Origin of the sequence: Parachlamydia sp. (genome assembly GCF_050255895.1) — a bacterium.
GTDB lineage: Bacteria > Chlamydiota > Chlamydiia > Chlamydiales > Parachlamydiaceae > Parachlamydia > Parachlamydia acanthamoebae.
The window spans coordinates 1-23,065 of record NZ_JBFWIR010000053.1; the positions used below are offsets into that span (position 1 = coordinate 1).

At 38.4% G+C, this 23,065-nt stretch carries 15 protein-coding genes; 8 read left to right on the forward strand and 7 right to left on the reverse strand.

What is annotated here, in order from left to right:
- From AB7E63_RS09650 to AB7E63_RS09665, 4 genes are all read left to right on the forward strand, one after another.
- The coding region (locus AB7E63_RS09650; RefSeq protein WP_428419355.1) for a DUF892 family protein at positions 1–444 on the forward strand (444 nt) is incomplete at its 5' end.
- 236 nt (positions 445–680) lie between these two features.
- Complete coding sequence (locus AB7E63_RS09655; RefSeq protein ID WP_013924874.1) at positions 681–1,181, forward strand: MepB family protein; 501 nt, start codon at positions 681–683, stop codon at positions 1,179–1,181.
- Positions 1,182–1,246: 65 nt separating this feature from the next.
- Positions 1,247–2,374: an Lpg1974 family pore-forming outer membrane protein gene (locus AB7E63_RS09660; RefSeq protein WP_006340899.1), complete on the forward strand. Its 1,128-nt coding sequence runs from the start codon at positions 1,247–1,249 to the stop codon at positions 2,372–2,374.
- Positions 2,375–2,384: 10 nt separating this feature from the next.
- Positions 2,385–2,783, forward strand: a complete 399-nt coding sequence (locus AB7E63_RS09665) for a MazG nucleotide pyrophosphohydrolase domain-containing protein (protein WP_006340900.1) — start codon at positions 2,385–2,387, stop codon at positions 2,781–2,783.
- Here the strand turns inward: AB7E63_RS09665 and AB7E63_RS09670 are convergent.
- The gene (locus AB7E63_RS09670) at positions 2,780–3,403 is read right to left on the reverse strand and encodes a hypothetical protein (protein WP_013924873.1); all 624 of its coding nucleotides are present in this window, start codon (positions 3,401–3,403) and stop codon (positions 2,780–2,782) included. The two genes, AB7E63_RS09665 and AB7E63_RS09670, sit on opposite strands and share 4 nt — an antisense overlap.
- Before the next feature lie 107 nt (positions 3,404–3,510).
- On the opposite strand from AB7E63_RS09670, the gene AB7E63_RS09675 reads away from it, so the two are divergent.
- Positions 3,511–5,361 carry an F-box protein gene (locus AB7E63_RS09675; RefSeq protein ID WP_036746099.1) on the forward strand — a complete coding sequence of 617 codons (1,851 nt, stop codon included), beginning with the start codon at positions 3,511–3,513 and terminating at the stop codon, positions 5,359–5,361.
- 79 nt (positions 5,362–5,440) lie between these two features.
- Here the strand turns inward: AB7E63_RS09675 and AB7E63_RS09680 are convergent, their stop codons facing one another.
- From AB7E63_RS09680 to cfa, 6 genes are all read right to left on the reverse strand, one after another.
- The gene (locus AB7E63_RS09680) at positions 5,441–5,917 is read right to left on the reverse strand and encodes a GNAT family N-acetyltransferase (RefSeq protein ID WP_006340903.1); all 477 of its coding nucleotides are present in this window, start codon (positions 5,915–5,917) and stop codon (positions 5,441–5,443) included.
- Positions 5,918–6,048: 131 nt separating this feature from the next.
- Positions 6,049–7,476, reverse strand: a complete 1,428-nt coding sequence (locus AB7E63_RS09685) for a hypothetical protein (RefSeq protein ID WP_006340904.1) — start codon at positions 7,474–7,476, stop codon at positions 6,049–6,051.
- Between the two features lie 240 nt (positions 7,477–7,716).
- Entirely contained in the window at positions 7,717–8,760 is a 1,044-nt protein-coding gene (galE, locus tag AB7E63_RS09690) for a UDP-glucose 4-epimerase GalE (protein ID WP_006340905.1), read from the reverse strand.
- A 123-nt stretch (positions 8,761–8,883) separates the two neighbouring features.
- Positions 8,884–9,876 carry an endonuclease/exonuclease/phosphatase family protein gene (locus AB7E63_RS09695; RefSeq protein ID WP_006340906.1) on the reverse strand — a complete coding sequence of 331 codons (993 nt, stop codon included), beginning with the start codon at positions 9,874–9,876 and terminating at the stop codon, positions 8,884–8,886.
- 110 nt (positions 9,877–9,986) lie between these two features.
- A complete protein-coding gene (locus tag AB7E63_RS09700) occupies positions 9,987–10,346 on the reverse strand; it encodes a hypothetical protein (RefSeq protein WP_013924870.1) in 360 nt (119 codons plus the stop codon).
- A gap of 403 nt (positions 10,347–10,749) precedes the next feature.
- Complete coding sequence (gene cfa / locus AB7E63_RS09705; protein WP_013924869.1) at positions 10,750–11,952, reverse strand: cyclopropane fatty acyl phospholipid synthase; 1,203 nt, start codon at positions 11,950–11,952, stop codon at positions 10,750–10,752.
- Between the two features lie 194 nt (positions 11,953–12,146).
- Between cfa and AB7E63_RS09710 the strand changes: the two genes are divergently transcribed.
- The 3 genes from AB7E63_RS09710 to AB7E63_RS09720 all read left to right on the forward strand — a co-directional run bounded on the left by AB7E63_RS09710 (position 12,147) and on the right by AB7E63_RS09720 (position 22,961).
- Positions 12,147–21,236, forward strand: coding sequence for a GH36-type glycosyl hydrolase domain-containing protein (locus tag AB7E63_RS09710; RefSeq protein ID WP_006340910.1), 9,090 nt, complete (start codon positions 12,147–12,149; stop codon positions 21,234–21,236).
- 169 nt (positions 21,237–21,405) lie between these two features.
- A complete protein-coding gene (locus AB7E63_RS09715) occupies positions 21,406–22,020 on the forward strand; it encodes a BON domain-containing protein (protein ID WP_006340911.1) in 615 nt (204 codons plus the stop codon).
- 308 nt (positions 22,021–22,328) lie between these two features.
- Positions 22,329–22,961 (forward strand): hypothetical protein, encoded by a 633-nt coding sequence (locus AB7E63_RS09720; RefSeq protein WP_428419361.1) that lies wholly within the window; start codon positions 22,329–22,331, stop codon positions 22,959–22,961.
- Positions 22,962–23,065 lie beyond the last annotated feature (104 nt).

Genomic DNA, 23,065 nt, shown 5'->3' on the forward strand with positions numbered 1-23,065 from the left:
TCTCTTCCCGAATTAAAAGAAGCTCTGACAACACATTTGCATGAAACGGAAGAACAAGTTGAACGTATTGAAAAAATCTTTTCTCTCATGAATTTGCCAGTGTCTGATAAAATTTGTGAGGCAATGCGAGGCCTTATAAAAGAGGCCGATGATTTAACCCAAAATAAATCTAAATCTGCCACGCTCGATGCCGCTATCATCAGCGCAGCTCAAAAAGTTGAACACTATGAAATTGCGTCCTATGGCACTTTGCGAAGTTTCGCAAAGCATTTAGATCTTAAAAGCGAAATCACAGATCTTCTTCAGGAAACACTTGATGAAGAAGGAAGTGCCGACAAAAAACTGACAAAAATTGCGGATGGTTCCTTCCTATCTAGTGGTGTAAATAAAGAGGCAGTGGAAGAAGAATTTGCTCACAGCAGTAGTCATAGAAAAAGAAAATAACGCTGTTGATAAAGAGCTTCTTAAAAAGAAGCTCTTTATTATCCCCCGCATCTTAATGTATGCGCAAGCTTGTTACAAGGAATGTGCATTCAGAGAGATGTAGTATCGTTTGTAGCAGGTGCCTTGTGGACCATCGAAAGATAAGAAGAGGAAAAAAACTAAGGCTCCTAAAGCAAGCTTCGATTTAAACACGATTTCTTGCTAGTATCATGTGCAAAATCAACACGGATAATAAAATGCCCCTCCACTCTGATCTTATCGAATTACTCGAGAAATTTTATAAGCCTCTTGAATATGTCTGTAAAGACATTGTGATAGAAAATGAAGGACAAGAGTATGGTGCAGCCACATGCATACTAAATGGTAAACGAATTAAATTTCGTGTTGGAAAAACCACCCCAACAAAAATTGGGCAATTTGTGACATTCTGGAAACGTCCAGACGGCCCCACCCTTCCCCATGATTTAGAAGATCCCTTTGACTTGCTTATCATCGCAACACGCAATCAAAGTCAGCTTGGTCAATTTATTTTTCCAAAATTTATTCTAAGTGAAAGAGGAATCTTATCTAAAAATCATATGGGAGGAAAACGAGGCTTTAGAATTTATCCCTCTTGGGACACCGTGAACAATTCTCAAGCAAGACTCACGCAAATTTGGCAATCCTCTTATTTTTTTTCAGATGCGGATTGCTCAAAAATCGATCGCACTCAAATTGAAAAATTATTTCTTTTCTAATCATTTCTCTTTCTGATATAAATTTAATTTTTATTTTATTTACGAATCAGCCAAGAGGAAAACAAATGCAAAGAAAAGTGATTTTGATTGTGTTCTTATGCCTTTTCCAAATTGCCTGTGGATCAGAAATTGACAATGAAGAGCTTGAAGAAAATGCTTTTGCCAATGAAGAAACACAGAATTTTGAATTAAGTGAGGTAGAACATCTCCAAGAAAATGATGCCTCTACAGAATGTTGTGAAAGGCCCTATTTTAAATTAAGTGCAGAACTAATCTATCTCAAACCTTCTTTAGATCAAGCAAGTTATGTGATTTCATCTTCAAATAATATCGTAAATGGGGAATTTTTTCCTCATGGAAAACGACATAATAATACGTCTTCATATAAACCTGGATTTCGTATCGAAGCTCAATACGAACCTTGTCAATCTGCTAATGCGTTAGATTTTCGATTTACTTATCTCAATAGTAGCAATTCAGATTCGACTTCCGGCCGTTTTCTTTTTGACACCATTGGATTTCCGGGTGATGGAGCGCAAGCACCTGAAGATATTAACTACGCAGGCAAAGCACATATCCGTGATAATTATCGGTATCATTCTCTCGATGCAACATTCAATCGTTTAGCCCTAGATTCTTGTTTAGATAATTTGTTTCTTTTAATGGGATTACATTATGCACATGTAGGACACACAACCCACTTTAAAAGTAGAGGAGTTTTCCCTGACCATTCTGTAACCAAACCCGTCAATAATCGATTGAAAAGCCACTCCGATTTCTGGGGCATTGGTCCTCAGTTTGGACTAGAGTATACTTACAACCTAACTTCTCCTTCATGCTGTTTTGGGCGTCTCGCTTTAAATACAAACTTGAGAGCTTCAATACTTTGCAGTCAATCCAATGCAAGTTTTCACTACAAAACTTTGCGCACAGCAGGCTCTAAAGGTATCAAACTTAGAAACGATGATTTATGGCGTGTAAATCCAGCCTTTGACGCTAAAATAGGAGCTAATTATACTTTGTTGCTATGCAACTTCGAAGCAACCGTCGAACTTGGCTATGAGTGGCTGTGGTATCACCATAGCGTGGATTCCATCACAGGCATCGATGTCGCATTTGCTGGAGATTCCATTGATCTGTATAGCAATCTAAGCTTGCATGGCCCCTTTTTAAGAGTCAATATTGCTTTCTAATAGGAAAAAAATGTCTGATATTCCACAAAACACATGCTTATTCAAACGCATTGAAGAACTTGAAATGGATGCACAAAACTTTGGATTTTACTGGGAGCATATTAACCAGTTAGTAGAGCAAATACAAAGTGAGTGCATTGAAGTTCAAGAGGCATGGCAAAAAAATGATCGACAACATTTGCAAGAAGAAATTGGCGATCTTTTACAAGCAGCCGTTAGCCTTGCTGTTTTTTGCAAACTGGATCCCCATGCGACTTTATTGAAAAGCATTGAAAAATTTCAAAAACGTTATGCGGCATTGGTTGCATTAGCAAAAGAAGATGGACATGCCAATCTACAACAGCAGTCGATGGAAGTTCTGTCGCATTATTGGGAAAAAGCCAAAAATGAGCGGTCAAATAGTGCTTAAAAAAGTACACAACAACGTTTTTGAACTTTCGGTTGATTCACTAACCGAAGCTCTTCCCGCAGATGAATCTTGTAAGCAACAACATCTTCTTGATCCATCGACGCGAGGATTTGCTCATTGAAATCAACATCTCCCAGCTTTCGCACTTGAAAACCGACTAACCTATTGCCCATTATCATTGTATTTTCAGTTAAAAAACACCGAACAAATGCGATAATACGTGTTGTATTATTGAAAATCTCGGAGCGATCGGAAAGAAAAATTTTAGAAACGTTTTCTGATTCATCAGTGACAATACGAGCGAATTTATTTAATCTAATCCACCCTTCAATTGATCGATGCAAAAGCTCATCTTTGGAAATAAAAGATTTTAACTCATTATCAAAAATCAAAAAAGCTAAAACATAATGTTCATTCATGCCATCTCTTAAGAGGATATTTCCCATGACAAAACAATCAATCGCTTTAGCTGTTTTGTCTAAAATGGCTGATTTATCATAAATTTCCCTTAATAAAACACTCTCAACTTCATTGAGATCATGAGTCGTGCTACCCTGATAAGCTTTTCCATCCCATCCAGCGTATATGGTTAACAATTGATCACACATGTTTAAATTCATAAAAGCCTCAATTCTAAAATAAAAACTAACTACAGTTGATAGAAGATTTAATGCATTGAATTAAATTCATTCCAAATTTAAACTCCATCAAAAAAATGGAGCACACGATGCGAGTCACTCTGCCACTATCCTTCTCAAATAACTTTAGAAATCAATGCTCTCTCTGGATGGATAGCTCTGGATTCATTCAGTTATTGGAAAAAAACCATGCATTGCTACATAAATTTTTAAAAAATTGTCTTAAGCATCCTGATGAAATTCAATGGTATCATGACCATAAGACCCTCTTGAAGCGGGTTACTTCTTATGTCACGAGTGATTCCATATTGAGCCTCATTCAAAACAAAAACCATGAAAGACACCTAACCACTTATCTTCTCTCTGAGAAAATAAAAATTTTCTTAAAGAGCAATCAACTTCTTAATTTCTTAAAAAATTTTGAGGAAATGGATCTTGTTCATATCTCCGACACCGTTGAAGAGTCTTTCAATAGATTTGTTTTGATTATTAGACTACTTGAATATGTTAAAGATGAGGAATCATTGCTCATTATTAAAGCAATACTTGTAAATAAATTGTCCCTTGATTATTTGCCAGATGGTCTGTTGAGCCTTGAAAATTTCGAAACGGAATCCATATTAAGCGAACGCAAAGAATCTATCGCAACGCTGTTAGAAGAAGACGGAGAAATTTTTGATTCTTTATTATCAAAAAATTTGAAAAAATTAACCAGTGCTACAAAGATTGAAAAATTGTCAGATGAATTACTTGTTGCATTTTTTCGTTTTATCCGCACTGAAGATATTCCAGCAACGTTACTTACCTGCAAAAAATGGAAACTATTGGCTGAAGAGGAAATACTCAAAAAACGCTTTGAAACATATCTAGAGAAAGATACATGTAAGATCGTCAAAAACGAACGATATGCAATAAGTTTAGCCAAGGCACATAGTGTTAAAGGATCTCTCTCTGTTTTGCGAGAGCTTGGGACTCAACCACAACGCATAAACCCATCACGTTTTAATATTGATGCAGTGCTTTTATTTGCTATAAAACATAAAAATTTTCCCTTATTCTTTTATACATATACATTCTACTCGCATGAATCTAAAAGATTTGATGAACTCCTCTCTCTATTCTTTCTCGATCCCGAAAAAAATCTACAATATATCAAATTTTGCATGGAAAAACTCAATTCGAAGCAATTTTCTATAGAAGAATCTACAGAAATAAAAAAACATGCAAAATGCCTTACCGAAGAGATTCTTCAACGTATTCACATACAACCTAACCAACAATTCAACCAAAAAATTTTCTTAGAAACGTGTCGTGTTATTGAAAAGCATGATCTTGAGAAACAAAATCTTATCGTATTTGACCTTGGAATAGGAGACAAAAAAGAGTACTGGACAAAGAAAATGCAACTTTTTATCGAAGCCGGCTGGGATCCTTATGATATGTTTTTGGTTTTTTCGGCCTTTTCTCCAAAGCCCAAAAAAGAACTTTTAAAAGAATGGTGCAAATTTATTCTTTCTAAATCTTTTGCTAGCCTTGAAAACGCTCTGTTAGTCGCTGAAGTTCTAAATAAACATTTGTATAACGAAAATACGACTTTAATTGAAAATTTAATCATCGAAATAATCTGTGATAAATGTTTTGTATCGGAAATTACATCTATTAAGATGTTTCCCGATAAATTTATAAAAAGATCTATTGAAGCCTTAATTGAACTCAAGCATTTAGATAAAGCCGATCTATTGATCTCAATAATGCCAACTGAAGTGGAAAAATTAGAAAGGGCTCGTCTTGAATACCTAGAGAAAGAAAATGACAATGCAGATGGATTATTTTCCAGCGATGATGATCTGCTAGCTAGCGATCCCGAAGTTGATGAAGACGAATTTGGTGAGAGTATTAGTGATGCCTCTGAATATTCTGAAGAAGAAACCTCTGAATAGCGGAACTAAAAGGTTCCATTATTGCTTTTTCCAATTTGGATTTGTTAGTGCTGTTAATATGTGATCTTCCCATTTCCCATTAATTAACAAATAATTTTTTAGCATAACCTGCTTTTTGGAATCCAAGTCGCATCAGCAATTTTTCACTGCGTTCATTTGTTGGCATGTAGTTAGCCATAATACGATGCATATTTTGGACATCAAACATATAGAAAATGGCTTTATTTAAAGCCTCATACATAAGGCCCTGGCCTTCAAAATCTCGATCTATTTTGTAGCCGAGGTAGCAAGCTTGAAAAGGTCCTCGAAACATTTGGGTGAAGTTGCTTATACCAATGAGCTGGCCTTGGTGAAATATGAGAAAACGGATAGATTGCTGATTAGCAAACTCTTTTATTTTTTGCTTCCAATAAGCTTCAGAAGAGACATCGACATCCAAAAGAACGGCTGTAGATGCCCAATGCAATTTGTTTTTATCCTCAAAATGCGCGAACTTAGTAGCATCCGCTTCATGCGCTGTTCTGATTAAAAGTCTCGAAGTAGTTAATTCTATCATGCTTAAATGAGGAGGAGCACTAACTCCCCCTTTCCTTTATTTCTAGAAAGATATCAATTTAACTCAATGCCAATGTCCATCTATCGCTGGCGAGCTGGAATTCTCTTCACAGTCATTTATTCAATCACTTTTTAACTTGAACTACGTAAGATGACAAGTTTTCGATGAGCCTCTTGCATAAATGCTCTTTTCTTATCTATTTCCTGTAAGATTTCAGCTATTGTCATTTGGCATGTAGATATTTCCTGCGCATGTGAGTCTTTTTGAAATAGCTCTTGAGATTGCTTGATCATCTCACTCATCTTTTGGGTTTTTTCAAGAATTTCGTTACAACAAGAATCAATTGCACGACGCAAATTAATAATCATCGCTTCCGTAGAACTTTTGGCTGGTATCAATCTTTGTTTTTCCTCTAGAGATAATGGACGATTATGTTCGATTTCAAGCGCATTCCAGAACATATGTAACCATGTTTTTTGGCTCATGACGGATTCTTCGGCTGCCGGGAATTCTTCAATCATTTTCCATACAATACCTTCATCCAACTTTTCTATAATGGGTTTCAATAAATCAAATGAATTCTGAATTCCAAGAGAAATTAACTTCTCATAATCCTGAGGCAATACGTAAATTGCAGTATCATATCCACTTTGACGACAAACGATGTAAGGAATATGATGTGCCATCAATGCTTTTGCTGGCTTTTCAGCATCTGAATACGCAAAACCGCGACGATACGTTCCTTTAGAAACAAAAAAGGTGTTCAATTCAAGATCTTTTGTTTCGATCTCCTTAATTTTTACGCCATCGTAGTGAAAATACCTGATATTTCCTTCATGATAACCGAGTTCATCGATCAATATCTTCTTTGGCTTCCATTCGTGTTCAGAAATATTATTGAAAACCCAATTGTTTTTCCCTAATACTAAGCGTTTTAAGTATAAATCTTGAAAATCTTGCCCTTCAGGTGCTTCGAAAGCCTTTTCTTCTTCTGCTTTCAAAGGACGCTTGATCAACATCGCGATATAATTAATACTAATTTTTTGAATGTCCTTACTGCTCATCAATCCGTGGAGGAGGGAATGCCACGCCATGACTTTTTTATAAGCACCTTCTTGGATTTCTTCAGATCCAGCATTGACAAAGACATTATGCACTTTCGCTGCAATCGACGTATAATCTTCAGGTCGAAGATAGATTTTGTTCATTTTATATTTATTTAGATCGAGTTCTGAAGCTTGATGACCGTAATAAGAATCACCTTCAATTTGGGCAACAAAATTTAACCCTAGTTTGCGAAGTGTAGCGACAATTCCCATCAGCTGGTTTTGGCTATTGATTTCTTTTCCAAGAAAAATTCGAGACTCTTTTGAAAGGTAAAACGCTTCTTCTCCCTTGGTAAAGGAAATAAAGCAATAGCGTTTATGTGAACTTAAACAAGAGATATCTTTTGCTATATCAACAGGTTCCCAAGAGCTTATGTGAGGTTGTCTTTGGTATGAGGAAAAACCGTGATAATTAGCAAACAGTAAGTCGTTAATATTGTCTGTGGTATTCATAAAAATCCTTTCTTTGAATCTATAACATATTTAGCATCCATTAGGGTAACTAAACGGGTAATTCTAAAATAATTAGTTAATTTGATAATGAATATTAGTTTTACTAATATTCCTGTCAGGAATATTCAGCGATGCTAGTTATTCGAAAATGGAGAATTCTCAAGAAGCAGTAGTTATAAGACTTGGTAAGTTCTTTGCTAAACACTACATAGAATGAGGAGTGTTAACTCCTCCTTTCCTTTACTTTTGAAGGGCATTCCACGTATCTCTTACAATTTCTTCTAGAGAACCATGATTTGGATGCCAGTTTAATTCTTGCTTTGCTTTTGCGGAACTCGCGATTAAATAAGGAGGATCTCCGGCTCTGCGTTCACCTTCCACCACATTTACCTGCATGCCTGTTACTTTTTCTGCCATATCAATAACCTGCCGCACACTAAAACCTCGCCCATTTCCTAAGTTATAGCAACTGGATTGAGCTCCCGCTAAAAGCTTTTCCATAGCAAGGATATGCGCACTTCCCAAATCTTCAATGTGAATATAATCGCGTATACAGGTGCCATCTTGAGTCGGATAATCTGTTCCAAAAATTGTCACGCTTCCCTCGGGATGAAGAAGGCTTTTTAAAACAACGGGAATGAGATTTGATTCCTTTGTTTGATAACTTTTTAACTTTCCTCGCGGATCTCCCCCAGCAGCATTAAAATAGCGTAATGCACAATACTTAAAACCATTTCCCACTTGCCCAAGATCTTCTAAAATTTTCTCAACCATTAATTTAGACTGACCATAAGGATTAATAGGCTGACAGGGATGCGTTTCTGTGACAAGATCTTCTTGTGGCATACCAAATATGGCTGCAGATGAGGAAAAAATGAATAGATTGACATGGTTTCTTAACATGCCTTCTAACAATGTGACAGTAGCAGAAACGTTGTTATTGTAGTACTTAAGGGGATTTGAAACAGATTCTCCTACATTTTTAAACGCTGCAAAATGCATCACAACCTCTATCGGATATGTCTGAAAAATATGATCTAAAAGTGCTGCATCGGAAATATCGCCCTCGATAAAAACACCTTTTTCAACAGCCCTGCGATTGCCTTGGCTCAAATTATCAAGAACAACTGTCTCGTAACCTTGTTCATGAAGCATTTCATTCACATGTGATCCAATATATCCTGCTCCACCTACAACAAGAACATGTGTTTTAAGATCCTGAGAAGCATTTAAATTTTGAGATAAAAGAAAAAAAGACAAAAGAGCCAGTAAATAATTAAGCATGGTGATATCTCACTATAAATCGTGTTTCACTGATGTCGTTTTAAAAAAGAAGAGAAATTTTGCTTCAATCTTCTCCATCATTTCAGACAGATTAGATTGAAGCCTTTTTATTGAAAATAAAATTTATTCCACTACTATGTCAGCAATAACTGGCATATGATCAGATGGAAAATGCCCTTCGACGGTTCCAGCTTGCACAGCATGTACCCAAACTTGAATGTCATTAGAAACCATAATATGATCTAAAAAAACCCCCGGCAACCCTATGCCTTTAAAGGGTGTGCTATCTTTTCCATTGCTAGTAAACGTTGCGAGCGGCCCTAGATGGCCAAGAAGAGAGATATCTTTAGCATCGTTTAAAAACTTTTTGCCCTTTAAGATACTCAAAATATAATCGCCATCATAAAACGGCAAATCAATTAGATCTGGGCGATTCGGAAAAGTATTTAAATCCCCAGTTAAAATAATAGGGAGATGACTGGCATGTTTTTGGATATGCTCGCTAATGAGTCGAGCTTCAAGCTCTCTTTTTTCAATGGGTTGCATAGCTAAGTGGGTATTGAAAATGGCAAGCAATTTTCCCGTTATTAAATCTTTTAACTTAAGCATGGTGAGTGTTTCTGTACTTGGATCTTTAGGATTTTCATCTAAATACCAAACCTGTCGATCTTGTACGAGAAAGCGATTCTTCCTAAAAAAAATCCCATTAATCTCTCCATCTACACAAGGCTTTCCATAAAAAGCATAAGCTCCTCTCAGATAGGCATGTAGTTCTTTGAGTTGATCTGGGTAGAGTTCTTGAACTCCTAAGATGTCAGGATCCATTTCTTCTATAAGGCCCACAATTTTAGGTAGACGTTGAGACCAATGGTTAACTTCTTCCAAATTTTCATCGTAACGATTAGATAAGACATTATAAGTCACTATACGAAGTTTTTCCTTATGCTTTTGTAAGGCGGCTAAAATCTCCAAAAACTGCGGATACGAGTATTTTTGTGGGGAAAGATTTCCGAGCTCCTCATATCTGTCAATGACAGGAACAATCGAGTTCTCTATAGCATGAATCGCACATTGAAAGAATAGAAAAAAGCATAAAATGCAAAGAGGAGATTTCATTTATTATCCTAAAAATTATTATTTACATAAAATAACTTAGAATAAGATAAACGATTTTAATTGGCAAAATAATTTCAAAGTATGGGGTCAAGCTTAGACCCCATGCTCCATTACTTTTTATCGAAAAATGAGGAAAATTTTTCTCGATATTCATTAACTACCGCATTTGTTGCGATTTTATGTTTCCATCGATCACGATTGGATTCAGACACAATTTTTGCTAATTCATCTAAATGTGCGCCACTTGAGGATAGGATTTGCTCTTTAATCTTATCTTTTAAAATTTCCATCCAAGCTTCATCAGCTATTTCCAATAATTGATGGGCAAAATCTTTTTCAACAACATGGTGATGGTGATGATGATCGCCGCAGCAATCATGGCCGCAATCGCAATGGTGATGGTGGTGATGGTGATCATCTCCACAAGATGAACCACAGCAATGATCATGATGATTGTGATGATGAGACATTTTTCCCTCCTATAGGACTAATTAATAAAATTAATTCTTTAATCACTAGATAACAAAATTAATACCAGAAATCAAGAAAAGATTTACTAACCTGCTTTAAATCTCTCACCGTGTGGATTAATAGAACGAAATTAATAATGTGACAAAGCAATCGTAAAATTTGATTCCTGAGAATCATTTTAAGTATCACACCCCTTTTCGCCTTAGTTTTAAAAGCCTGACAATCCCGATCCACATCATTTGGATCAAGCGATCATCTGTAGGAAGTAAAAAATACCTCTACTATGTCACTTGGATGTATCTATCCGGATCAAGTCAAAGCCAGAATGAATGGTTCAAAATGCCCCTATTGAGCTTACCTTTGAAGCTTAAGAAGTAGGACACACAAAAGTGTGTCCTTCCACTATCTGATTGAAACGTATCTATCCGTCATCCCATCTTTAGATAAGACAACTTGCCAAAGTTGAATGCTTCTAGCACGAAAACTTCCGGCACAAGACAAAAGATAATAGCTCCATAGACGATAAAAATCCTTTCCATATTTTGCTGAAAGATTCGCCCAATTTCTTGTAAAATTTTGATGCCAAGCCATTAAGGTTTTGTCATAATCCAGCCCAAAATTATGCAGGTCCTCAATCACAAATAAACCTTCAACAGATTTTCCGATTTGAGCCACTGAGGGCAGATGTCCATTTGGGAAAATATACGTATCAATCCAAGGGTCCGTTCCTAAAGCACTAACATTGGACCCAATTGTATGTAAAAGAAATAAACCGTCAGGAACAAGGCTTCGATAAACAACTTCCATAAATTCTCGATAATTTTTCTCTCCTACATGTTCAAACATCCCAATCTCTAAAACACGATCATAAGTCTCTTGCACATCGCGGTAATCTTGAATTCTAATTTCAACAGGTAAGTTTTTAGTCAAGGCTCGAGCATACTCAGCTTGATTTGTTGAAAGAGTAATTCCTGTCACATGCACGCCATAATTTTCTGCAGCATATTTGGCAAAACCTCCCCAACCGCAACCGATATCCAAGACTTTCATTCCCGAACGCAGATGCAATTTTTTACATATCAGATCATATTTAGCCTTTTGGGCTTCGTCTAATGTTTGGGCGTGTGCCCAATAACCGCAGCTGTAGGTTAAGGTGGGATCTAGCATGTTTTGGTAAAGATCATTTCCTATTTGATAATGTTTATCAATAACCTCCAAGCCTTTTTTTTTGGTTTGCAAATTAAAAAGTTTTGCTTTAGCTGCTGCCCAAACCATTGTCCAGGAGTTTGCTACATGCTGATCCAAATTCGCCCTTATCAGCTTTGTAAAACAGACATCTAAAGCATCGCAGTCCCACATTTTTTCTTGATAGGCTTCTCCAAAACCCAAAGACCCATCGCGCAGCACACGTGTATAAAATTCTTCATTGTGAACACGAATATCCCAGGGTCGTGTTCCATTAATTTGAATATCAGCTTGAGCTGCAATATCTTGGATAATTTGCTTAGGGGATTGGCCCGAAAATCGGGGGAAAAATAAAACCCCCAGGCCGACAGTGACAGACATAAAAAAAATGGTAAGAATCGCCCATTTTAAAATTTCCATTTTCATCTCCTTTTTAATCAGAATCAGGATTTGAAAACCTCGCCTCAAAAAAAAATCCTTCCACTCTGATTGTTATGTTCTTTAAAAGAACAATTAAATCGTTAGCACAATTTTTCCAAGAAAAAAAATTATATTGATTGATTAAATTAGTATTATTTTCTATTACAAAATTAAAGCAGAAAGGGGATTAATTCATGGAACAATGGAATATTGCTTTAGCGTTTTATCAAAATCCTCATACGGCTAGTACCGTTTTAAAAAGCCTTGCAAGAGAAGGATTTAGACGTAGTGCGGCTATTCATCACACTAAGGATGGAAAGTTCACCATCCAAACGTTCCCTCCCATTTTCTTTTATTTGGGGATATTTGTTCTAGCATTACTTTTTGCGTTATTTCTTTTTTTAACTTTTTATACATCCTCATTATTTTTCATTAATACGTTGATTGTTGGGGTCACTCTAGGAGTTCTAGTTTGGAAAAAAGCTTATTTATTTAAAGGAATAGATAAACAAGTTTTGGCACATTTTAATAATTGTGTGTTAAAAAATGAAATTTTAATTATTTCACAAGTCAAACCAAAAGATATTTCGGTCGCACTTTCTATTTTACGACATGTTGAAAGTGGGCATCCCCTTTCTTTTCTATTACAGCCAGAACCTAAGCATGAACAAATCAAAACTCTCAGTTGCACGCTTGAGCCATTAAGTACGCATAGTTTAGAAGACATTGCGGCTCATTTTGCACAGTCGATAGGCAACGTATCAACTCTAAAAACTCACCATTTTCCACTTTTAATTCAACTTAAAGCAAGTGCGCAAACGCTTCGCAATATTCGAAATAATCTATCGTTAATTGAGGCGGCAGAACAACCCATTAATACCTCTGCAGAATGGCTATTAGACAATAACCACGTGATTCAGGGAACAATTGAAGAAATTCAACGCAATTTCCCTAAAAAATATTATCAAAAACTTCCTGTTCTTCTTGAAGGGCCGCTAAAGAGCTTTCCACGCGTTTATGCTGTTGCTCAAGAACTTATCTGCCATACAGGAAATCGATTGACACGAGAGAATATCATTGCCTTCTTAACCAGTTTTCAAAAAGTGCAACCACTTTCAATTGGAGAGCTTTGGGCAGTTCCTTTAATGCTCAGGCTACGACTCATCGAATGCCTTCATGCTCTTGCATTAAATACAGAAAAGTATCTAAGAGAAAGTGAACTGGCAAGTTTTTGGGGAAACAGACTTTTGAGCGTTTCTCGAAATGATCCTAGTCGATTAAATAGCCTTTTAAAAGATCTTGAAAAAGAATATCCACAGCCATCTCTTTTATTTTCCGAAGAATTGCTCGATCACTTATACGACGAAGAAAAAATTATTCCCACAGTAAAAAAATGGCTGCAAAGTTTGTATTCAGAGCCCTTAACTGAGCTTATTCAGCAAGAGCAAATCAAAAAAACACAGGAAGATGTCGCACTTTCTAATTCGATTGTGAGCCTCATTACACTTTCTCAATTTTCTTGGCAGAGCATATTTGAGACTTTAAGTCCGATTGACGCCATATTAAGTCGTGATCCTCTCGATGTTTACTCCGTGATGAGTTTTAATACGCGCGATAATTATCGTCACATCATTGAAATGCTTGCACGCCACTCTAGTTTTTCTGAAAGTGCGATTGCCACACGCATTTTGGAATTGGCGGAAAATGGAAAAGAAGATGTGACCCGACACGTAGGATACTACCTCGTGGATAAGGGACGAGACATTATTGAAGACGAAATCCATTATCATAAACCTTTTGCACAAAAAATTAGACGCTTCTTAAAAAAGCATCCGACCGGCTCTTATTTGAGTGCTTTAGGTTTATTTACCCTGTTGGTGGAAGCTGGTTTGATCTATCTTTCGCAACGGGCAGGTGCAACGCTGACGCAATCCAGCTTATTTGCCTTACTCGCCCTGATCCCCATTAGTGAAATGAGCATCCAATTCATCAATAGTCTCTTCAGTCTTATTCTAGATCCTTTTGTATTACCCAAAATGTCTTATGATATCGGGATTCCGGAAAAATATAAAACACTGGTGATCGTTCCCATTAAAGTCACTTCTTCCAAGGAAATTCAAGATCATTTCATGCATCTGGAAGTGAATTATTTAGCAAACTCAGATCCGATGTTGCACTATGGTTTATTCGTTGACCTAGCAGATGCTCCTGAAAGATACCTTCCCGAAGATGATGTGATAATGGAATGCTGTTTAAAAGGAATGGAACACCTCGAAAATAAATATGGGAAAGGCAAATTTTTTCTCTTTAGCAGGCAACGTATCTGGAGTGAAAGTGAGCATGCTTGGATTGGGGGTGAGCGCAAGAGAGGAAAACTGGAATGGCTGAATCGATATCTTATCGGGGATGCACTGCCTGAAAATATCCTGCTCACTGGATCCCGAGAAGCTTTGACAAACACCCGCTATGTGATTACCCTCGATGCAGACACTCAACTTCCAAAAGAAAAAGCCAAGCAACTGATCGAAACAATTTCTCATCCATTAAATGTTGTGAAGCTCTCTGATACAGGGACAATTTTACGAGGATATACACTCATACAACCACGTGTCGCAACCAATTTATCTCATTTGAATGAGACGGTTTTTTCCCATATCTTTGCCGAAGCAACAGCCGCCGATCCCTACACACAAGCCGTTTCTGACGTATACCAGGATCTACTGCATGAAGGCAGTTATCACGGTAAAGGCATTTATGATGTGCAGGCCTTTCATAAACTTTTAAAAGACCGTTTTCCGGACGAGCATGTACTAAGCCATGATTTGCTGGAAGGTGCGTATGTGCGTGTAGCATTTGCCAGCGATATTATTCTTTATGACTCTTTTCCTTCTAATTATTTCAGCTGGACAAAACGTCAACATCGCTGGATTCGAGGAGACTGGCAAATCATCGATTGGCTATGGTCATGGGTTCCAGACGCAACGGTGCAAAAAAAGAAAAACATTTTATCTGCCATTAACCGTTGGAAAATTTTAGACAATTTGCGTCGTTCATTAGTTCCCGTTTGCATTGTTTTATTGCTTGTGTGTGCATGGCTTTTTTCAGTGCAACCAGGTCTTTGGACAGCACTTTCCACAATCGTGCTCTTCGTTCCTGCTATTTCGCTTTGTCTATGCAAACTTAAAAGCTTTTTGCTGTCTTTTAAACTAACCGTTAGAGAGTTGGGAAATGCCCTTGTACGTTGTTTGATCAATCTAACTCTGCTTCCCTATCAGGCTTATCTCTCACTCGATGCCTGCCTAAGAGTTTTTTATCGACGCCATTTTTCACATCGGCATTTATTGGAGTGGTCTGTCAACAACCATGCCGCTCCTTCTGCCCATCGCCGTTTTTTGTGGAAATTATCCATTTTTTCTTTATTGTCACTCATCGTTTTGGTGGCAACATTTTGGATACACCCATCCGCTTTTTTTGTCGCTTTACCCTTCGGCCTTCTCTGGATGCTCAGTCCAGGAATTGTCGCTATTTTGGATAAATCGATCCATTTTGAAAAAGGACGCAGACTGACGCATTCGCAACAAACGTTTCTCCGCCATATCGCCCGCAAAACTTGGCGTTATTTTGATGATTTTGTGGGACCGCAAACACATTGGCTACCTCCAGATAACTATCAAGCCGCCTTGTCTGTTGAAGTTGCTCAAAGAACATCTCCCACAAATATTGGATTGTGGATGGTTGCTGTTTTAAGTGCCTACGATTTAAAGTACTTAACTTTTGATCAAGTGTTAGATCGCCTTTCTTCTACTCTACTGAATATCAATAAGCTTGAGCAATATGAAGGGCATCTTTTGAATTGGTATGACACACAAACTTCACAGCCCTTATATCCTCGATACGTTTCTTCTGTTGATAGCGGAAACTTCTTAGCTTGCCTATGGACGATTGAACAAGGCGTCTTAGAGCTTCTTTCAGCGCCTCTTTTGCCAACCTCTCTCTTTGAGGGAATAAAAGATAATTATGAACTCTTAAGCTTAGAAAATGAAGCCGTTGAAGTTATTCCTTTTAGAAATCTATTAGACAAAGACTTATCCGATTTATCCTCTATTAGACAAACTATCCAAGCTGCATTAGATTTGCTTCAACAAATGCGAGAAAAACAAAATCCAGCGCAACCTGAATCGGTTTATTGGTTTAATCAAATAGAGAAACAACTAACAGAATGGGATTCCATTAGCAAACGTTACTTCAATTGGGTGGATGTTTTGAATGAACCCTCTGAAGAACAATTGGTGCTCATTCATCCTGAAGCTCCTGAATGGCGTCAAAATAGCTTAAAGGCTGTACCATCTTTACAATCATTAGCCTCTGGCGATTTTCCTGAAGAGCTGCAAAATTTTGTCAAAATTTTGAAACAAAATCAAAATCTCTCTAAAGAGCACCACGAATGGCTAAAAAAACTACATGAAAGTATGCAGACAAGTCAGTGGCTGGCGGGGGAAAAATTAGAAGTTGCCCGCGAAATCTTAACTGACCTAGAAGCGCTGTCTCGTAATATGAACATGGGCTTCTTGTACAACCGCGAAAGAAAGCTTTTCACAATAGGTTATCATGTTGACGATTGCAAGCTCGATTCTTCCTACTATGACCTATTGGCTAGTGAAGCTCGCATAGCCAGCTTAGTGTCTATTGCCAAGGGAGATATCCCACTCGAACACTGGTGGGCACTAGGCAGACCTTATGGCCTTGTTGATGGAGTTCGCGTCCTGCTCTCTTGGGGTGGCACGATGTTTGAATATTTGATGCCTCTTCTCTTCAATAAATACTATCCCCATTCACTTTTAGGAGAAGGCTGCAAAGCTGCAGTGGCATGCCAAATTCACTATGGCAAAAAAAGAGGAATTCCTTGGGGAATTTCAGAATCTGCTTTTAGCGATATTGATTCACGCAAAACCTACCAATATCGCAGCTTTGGGGTGCCGGGATTAGGATTTAAAAGAAACCTCGAAGAAGATCTAGTGGTAAGCCCATACTCCACAGGACTTGCCTTAAGCGTTGATCCACTCTCCGCTATCCAGAATTTTGAAATCATGAGAAATAAAGATTTTAGATTGCTTAGCACTTATGGATATTATGAATCCATAGACTTTTCGCGTCAGCATGGACCACAAGGAGAACGAGGTGTTATTGTATATGCATATATGGCACACCATCAATCGATGTCTTTTATCGCCATCAACAATTTGCTGAATCAAGACATTATCCCCGATCGTTTTCATGCAAATCCCTACATTATGGGCGTTGAGTCGCTTCTTTACGAAAATCCGCCTGTCAATCCAATGATTACCAAAAAAGGATATCGCGCAGAAATCCCAATTTCAAGACTCAAACCCATTTCTACAAAACCAATTATGGGAGTCACTGAGAGTCCGCATAGTGTCACCCCCAAAGTTAATCTTCTTTCAAATAATGAATATTCTGTCATGTTTACTAACTCTGGAGGAGGATATAGCCGTTGGAGAGACTTTGATTTAACCCGATGGCGTTCAGATATCACGACAGATTCCTGGGGATATTTTTGCTATATCAAAGATATGGATACAGGCGCGATGTGGTCAACAGCGTTCCATCCGACAGATGTACCTGGGCAAAGCTATTCAGTTAATTTTAAACCAGATGTGGTGCGCATCCAACGCAGAGATCACAATATAGGCACGCTCACTGAAATTGCTATCTCCCCCGAAGATCCTGCTGAAGTTCGCTTAATTACCTTAGCCAATTTTTCCTCTAAATCTCGTCAAATTGAACTGACGAGTTACATGGAACTCGTTTTAGCTCCTCATGCCTCAGATCGTTCACATCCAGCTTTTAATAAGCTATTTATTCAAACAGAAGCTTTGCCCGAGCTTTCAGCCATCATTGCCTTTAGACGCCTTCGATCAACGGATGACCCGCCCATCTGGATGGGACATCTCGTTGTCTGCAGCCATTTAATGAACGATACGGTGCAATATGAAACTGATAGGTGCCGTTTTATTGGACGAGGAAAACATTTGCAAAGACCAGAAGCTTTAGAGGGAAATCTTTCAAATACGGTTGGGACCGTTCTAGATCCTATTTTCAGCTTAAGAGCTCGCGTCTTTTTAGAGCCCTCTCAACGTGTTCAAGTCTCTTTTATTACAGTTGTGGCCAATACCCGTGAAGCTGTCATTGAATTAATCAAAAAATACAGCAATCTCAGCTCGACGCATCGTGCCTTTGAAATGGCTTGGACACATGCCCAGTTGGAGTTGCGCCATTTACGTATTCACCAAGAAGATACGCAACTCTTTCAAAAATTGGCTGGCCGCATTTTATATCCACACGCTCAATTGCGTCCTCCTATAGATCGGTTGCGCAAAAATATCTTAGGACAATCGCACTTATGGGCACATGGTATTTCTGGCGATCTTCCTATTGTCGTCATCTCAATCGATGATGTCCACGAAATTGACTTAGTCAAGCAAGCCTTAACAGCCCATGCTTTTTGGCGTCTGCGTGGACTTAAAGTAGATCTAGTCATTTTATGCGAAGAAGCCACAAGTTATGCAAGCCCCCTTCTTGAAAGATTAAAAATATTGATTCGGTCACAAATTTATCACGCTGACGTCGATCAACCAGGTGGGGTCTTTTTACGTGCTAGCGATACATTCCCAGAAGACGAGCTAATTCTGCTTCTCTCTGTTGCACGTGTTAACCTGATCGCTGCTCGCGGCTCACTTAGACAACAGCTTGTCTCACCCGCACCACTCCCTTTAACAGTCCCGCGCTTAGTGCCAAATCAGCATGTACACGAGGAGCCCTCTCGTCCACTTCCCTTTATTGAGCTCCCTTATTTCAACGGTTTAGGCGGCTTTACTCCGGATGGACGCGAATATGTTATTTACCTAGGACCTGGCACAGTGACGCCTATGCCCTGGATAAATGTGATGGCCAATTCTCAATTTGGAACACTGGTTTCAGAAACTGGACTGGGAAGTAGCTGGTATGGGAATAGCCAAACCAATCGATTGACTCCTTGGTCAAACGATCCGGTGCTTGATCCAATCGCAGATACGCTCTATATTCGCGATGAGCAATTGGGAACTTTTTGGACCCCCACACCCTCACCCATTCGCGAGCTAGATGCTTATCGAATTCGCCATGGGCAAGGCTATACCCGATTTGAACATAATAGCCATGGAATCGAACAAGATCTTCTCGTCTTTGTGCCTGTTGACTCTGATGGAGGCCATCCTGTTCGAATCCAGAGGCTAAAACTTTCCAATCACTCGTCCCACAAACGTTTTCTCAGTGTCACTTCATTTACAACATGGGTACTTGGCACAACACGAGAAGAAACGCAAATGCACATTCTCACAGAATGGGATCCGGAAACCCAAGCCCTCTTGGCTTATAATCACTATAACAATGACTATGGCTCTCATGTCGCATTTGCTAGCTGCACACCTATCGCCAATTCATTTACAGCCAATCGTACCGAATTTTTAGGACGCAACCACTTGGCATCCGATCCAGCTGCATTGAAGCGAAAAGGACTATCGGGCTTTTGTGGAGCTGCAGTCGATCCTTGCGCAGCCTTGCAAGTGATGGTCGAACTGGCCCCAGGAGAAGAAAAAGAGCTTTTCTTCTTTATTGGATATGCTCCTAATACACAAAGTGCGCGAGATCTTATCCTAAAATGTCGCGATCAAAATTGGATAGATAACACCTTTGTCAAAACACAAAATTACTGGGATCATCTGTTGGGTCAAGTCCAAGTGGAAACACCCGAATTATTTCTTAATTTTACTCTCAATCGGTGGCTGCTTTATCAAAACTTAAGCTGTCGTATTTGGGGCCGATCCGCTTTTTATCAATCGAGTGGAGCCTACGGTTTTCGTGATCAGTTGCAAGATGTGATGGCCCTGCTTAATACGGATCCACAGATTGCCAAGCAACAAATTTTGCGTGCGGCCGCCCATCAATTTATAGAAGGAGATGTGCAACATTGGTGGCACCCTCCTGCAAACGGTGGTGTACGCACGCGCATTACAGATGATCTTCTTTGGTTACCGTTTGTGACGGCCCAATATATCCGTGTGACAAAAGATCTCTCGATCCTAGATGAAGTCATTCCGTTTTTAAAGGGAGAAATCCTTGCTCCTGATCAACATGAAGCTTATTTTGTTCCGGAAGTTTCCGAAGAAACAGGGACACTTTTTGAGCATTGTCGAAGAGCTATCCTCAAAGGAATCACAGCAGGACCTCATGGTCTCCCTCTTATTGGTGGTGGAGACTGGAATGATGGAATGAATCGCGTCGGAATTTACGGAAAAGGTGAAAGCGTCTGGTTAGCATGGTTTCTCATCCATGTTTTAAATGATTTTGCAGAAATTTTAACCCAGATTGGGCAAGAATCAACAGCAGAAAGCTTTACGACTCAAGCCGAACGATTAGCTGAAACAGTCGAAGCTCAAGCATGGGATGGAAACTGGTATAGACGCGCCTATTTTGATGACGGCACCCCATTAGGTTCCCAACAAAACGAAGAGGATCAGATTGATTGCCTTCCTCAAGCATGGGCTGTGATTAGTGGTGCAGGTCAAACTGAGAGGATCTCGCAAGCCATGTTAGCAGTCGAAGAGCATTTGGTACGTGAAAAAGAACGCTTAGTGCTGCTATTGACTCCTCCGTTTGATAAAACCCCCTTAGATCCCGGCTATATTAAAGGATATCCTCCTGGAGTTCGAGAAAATGGAGGACAGTACACGCATGGCTCTTTATGGGTTCCGCTTGCTTTTGCGCGAATGGGAGAAGCTGATAAAGCGGCCAAAATTCTTCGCTTAATGCATCCGATCACACATACACCCACTGCCGAAGACGCAAATCGCTATAAAGCAGAACCCTACGTATTAGCTGGAGATGTCTACTTTTTGGAAAACCAGATTGGAAGAGGCGGATGGAGTTGGTATACAGGATCTTGTGGATGGATGTACAGGATTTGGCTGGAAGAGATGCTCGGCTTTAAATTAAGAGGTGATAAGCTCACCATTCAACCATGCATGCCAACAACCTGGGAAAGTTACAAGATCTACTATCGTTATAAGACAACCCATTACACCATTATAATCGAAAACCCCTCTCACTTAAAATATTACAATTTGCGTATTGAAATAGATGGAGTTTTATCGCAAGAATCGGAGATTTCACTGGTCGATGATGGAAAGGCACACGAGGTAAAGATTATCCTCATTGAAATAAAGTAAAAATTTGTCAAAAATATTGAATTTATTTTTCCTTTTAATTAATGTGAAACTATAAGCACACAAGACTTATATATTACTTTCCTCTAAATTAATTAACATAAAATAAAAATAATACATCTGATTGAAAAATTTTCAAGCTTGAATAATTATTCAAAATAGAGGTGAAAATATGAAAAATTTAAACAAAATCATTATGACGGGAATTACATTCCTAGCAACGACATCTGTCTTGAATGCTTTTGAATACACAGATCGCCCACCAGGCTCTGTTTCAACTCCATCACAAACAAATCCACCTACAGTTAACCCTCCAGGAAGACCCTCAACAAATCCTCCTGGTAAAGGTTCCGTGAGCCAACCAGGCTCATCGCAAAACTCGATTCGTCAAAATACGATTCAAGAAAATGCAACCCCCTCAAATCCAGCCTCCACTGTCAATCCATCAAGCTCAAGCACTCCTAATAACTACAACACACAGAACACATCCAGCAGCAATTATCGCCACGCAAATCCTTATCACAACACTTTAACAGAAGCTGATGTTCGCACCCATACAGGGGCTCTTGTTGATGATGATATCGTTCAAAAAGTCCGCTGGGGAATCATGAACGATAAAACCATTTCAGACAAAGGTAAAAGTATCCAAATTTCTGTCACTGACGGGGAGGTTACTTTGATTGGAAATGTTGCAAATGAAAGCGACAAAAACAAAATCGAATCGATTGTTAAACAAATCGAAGGTGTGAAAAAAATTAATAGCAAGTTGTCTGTCTCTGGCAAATAACCTTGAAACCCTAGCCTATTGTCTGCAATAGGCTAGGGTTTTTATTTTCCCCTATTTTCAAAAAAAGTCAATATCGTTAATGTTCGATTTATAACGACTACACCGCACCACAGGAAAATAATGGAACCGACTAACGATCAATTACTTAAAATAAGTTCATCCCTATTTCCATTCCCATATTCGCATCTCTGTTGCACAAGGTAACAGCATTGCGACTCCTCCTATCTTTCTAACAAAGATAGCTTACTTCTGATCGGAAGCCATTTGTCGATAAATCAACTTTTTTTTTCACATTTGAGGCCGCTCACATGGAAGCTCCATTTTCTCTATCTACCCCGAAATTTTATCAACCACATTTATATTCTCTACCAAGTAAGGAAATTACGTTTATTTGTTCTGACGAGATGAAACATCAAGTTTCTCTTGATTTATTTAATCGCTGGCCTCACCTAGAAGAAGTTTTTAGTTGTACAAGCCCTATAAAAATTTCGATTTCAGAAAAGTCATTTCACACGATATTAACGTTTTTAGCGTATTTAAAAGGAAATATACAAAATAATATAATTGTTAACTTTTTCAAAAAAAACATAAATAGCATCGAAGAACTATACGAAATAAACCAATTTGCCTGTTTTTATCAAATTAATGACCTCATGGATTATGTGGAAACATACATTCAAGATTCAGATTTTCTCTCTACAATCGAAGAAAAAAAATGGGATGATCTTTACACCATGGTTTATTCAAACAGGGAATACGAATCAAGTCGAAAATTAGCAAAAAAAATCATCATTAAACATTTATTTTTTAAGAATCAATTATACGCTGCTCCTCAACAAAGTTTTCCTGCTGAAGAAGAATTTGCAAAAAAACAAGAAATTAATGCGTTAATGGAACGCTGTATGAAAATTATAGATAACGCGATGTGCAAGTTTTCCTAACGGAAAACTGCACATGAAAAATTGAAAAAAAGACATGTCAAGAGGCACACTGTTTGTGACCAAACGAACAGGAGTGCAAGACATGCCAATAGCCGATTTTATCA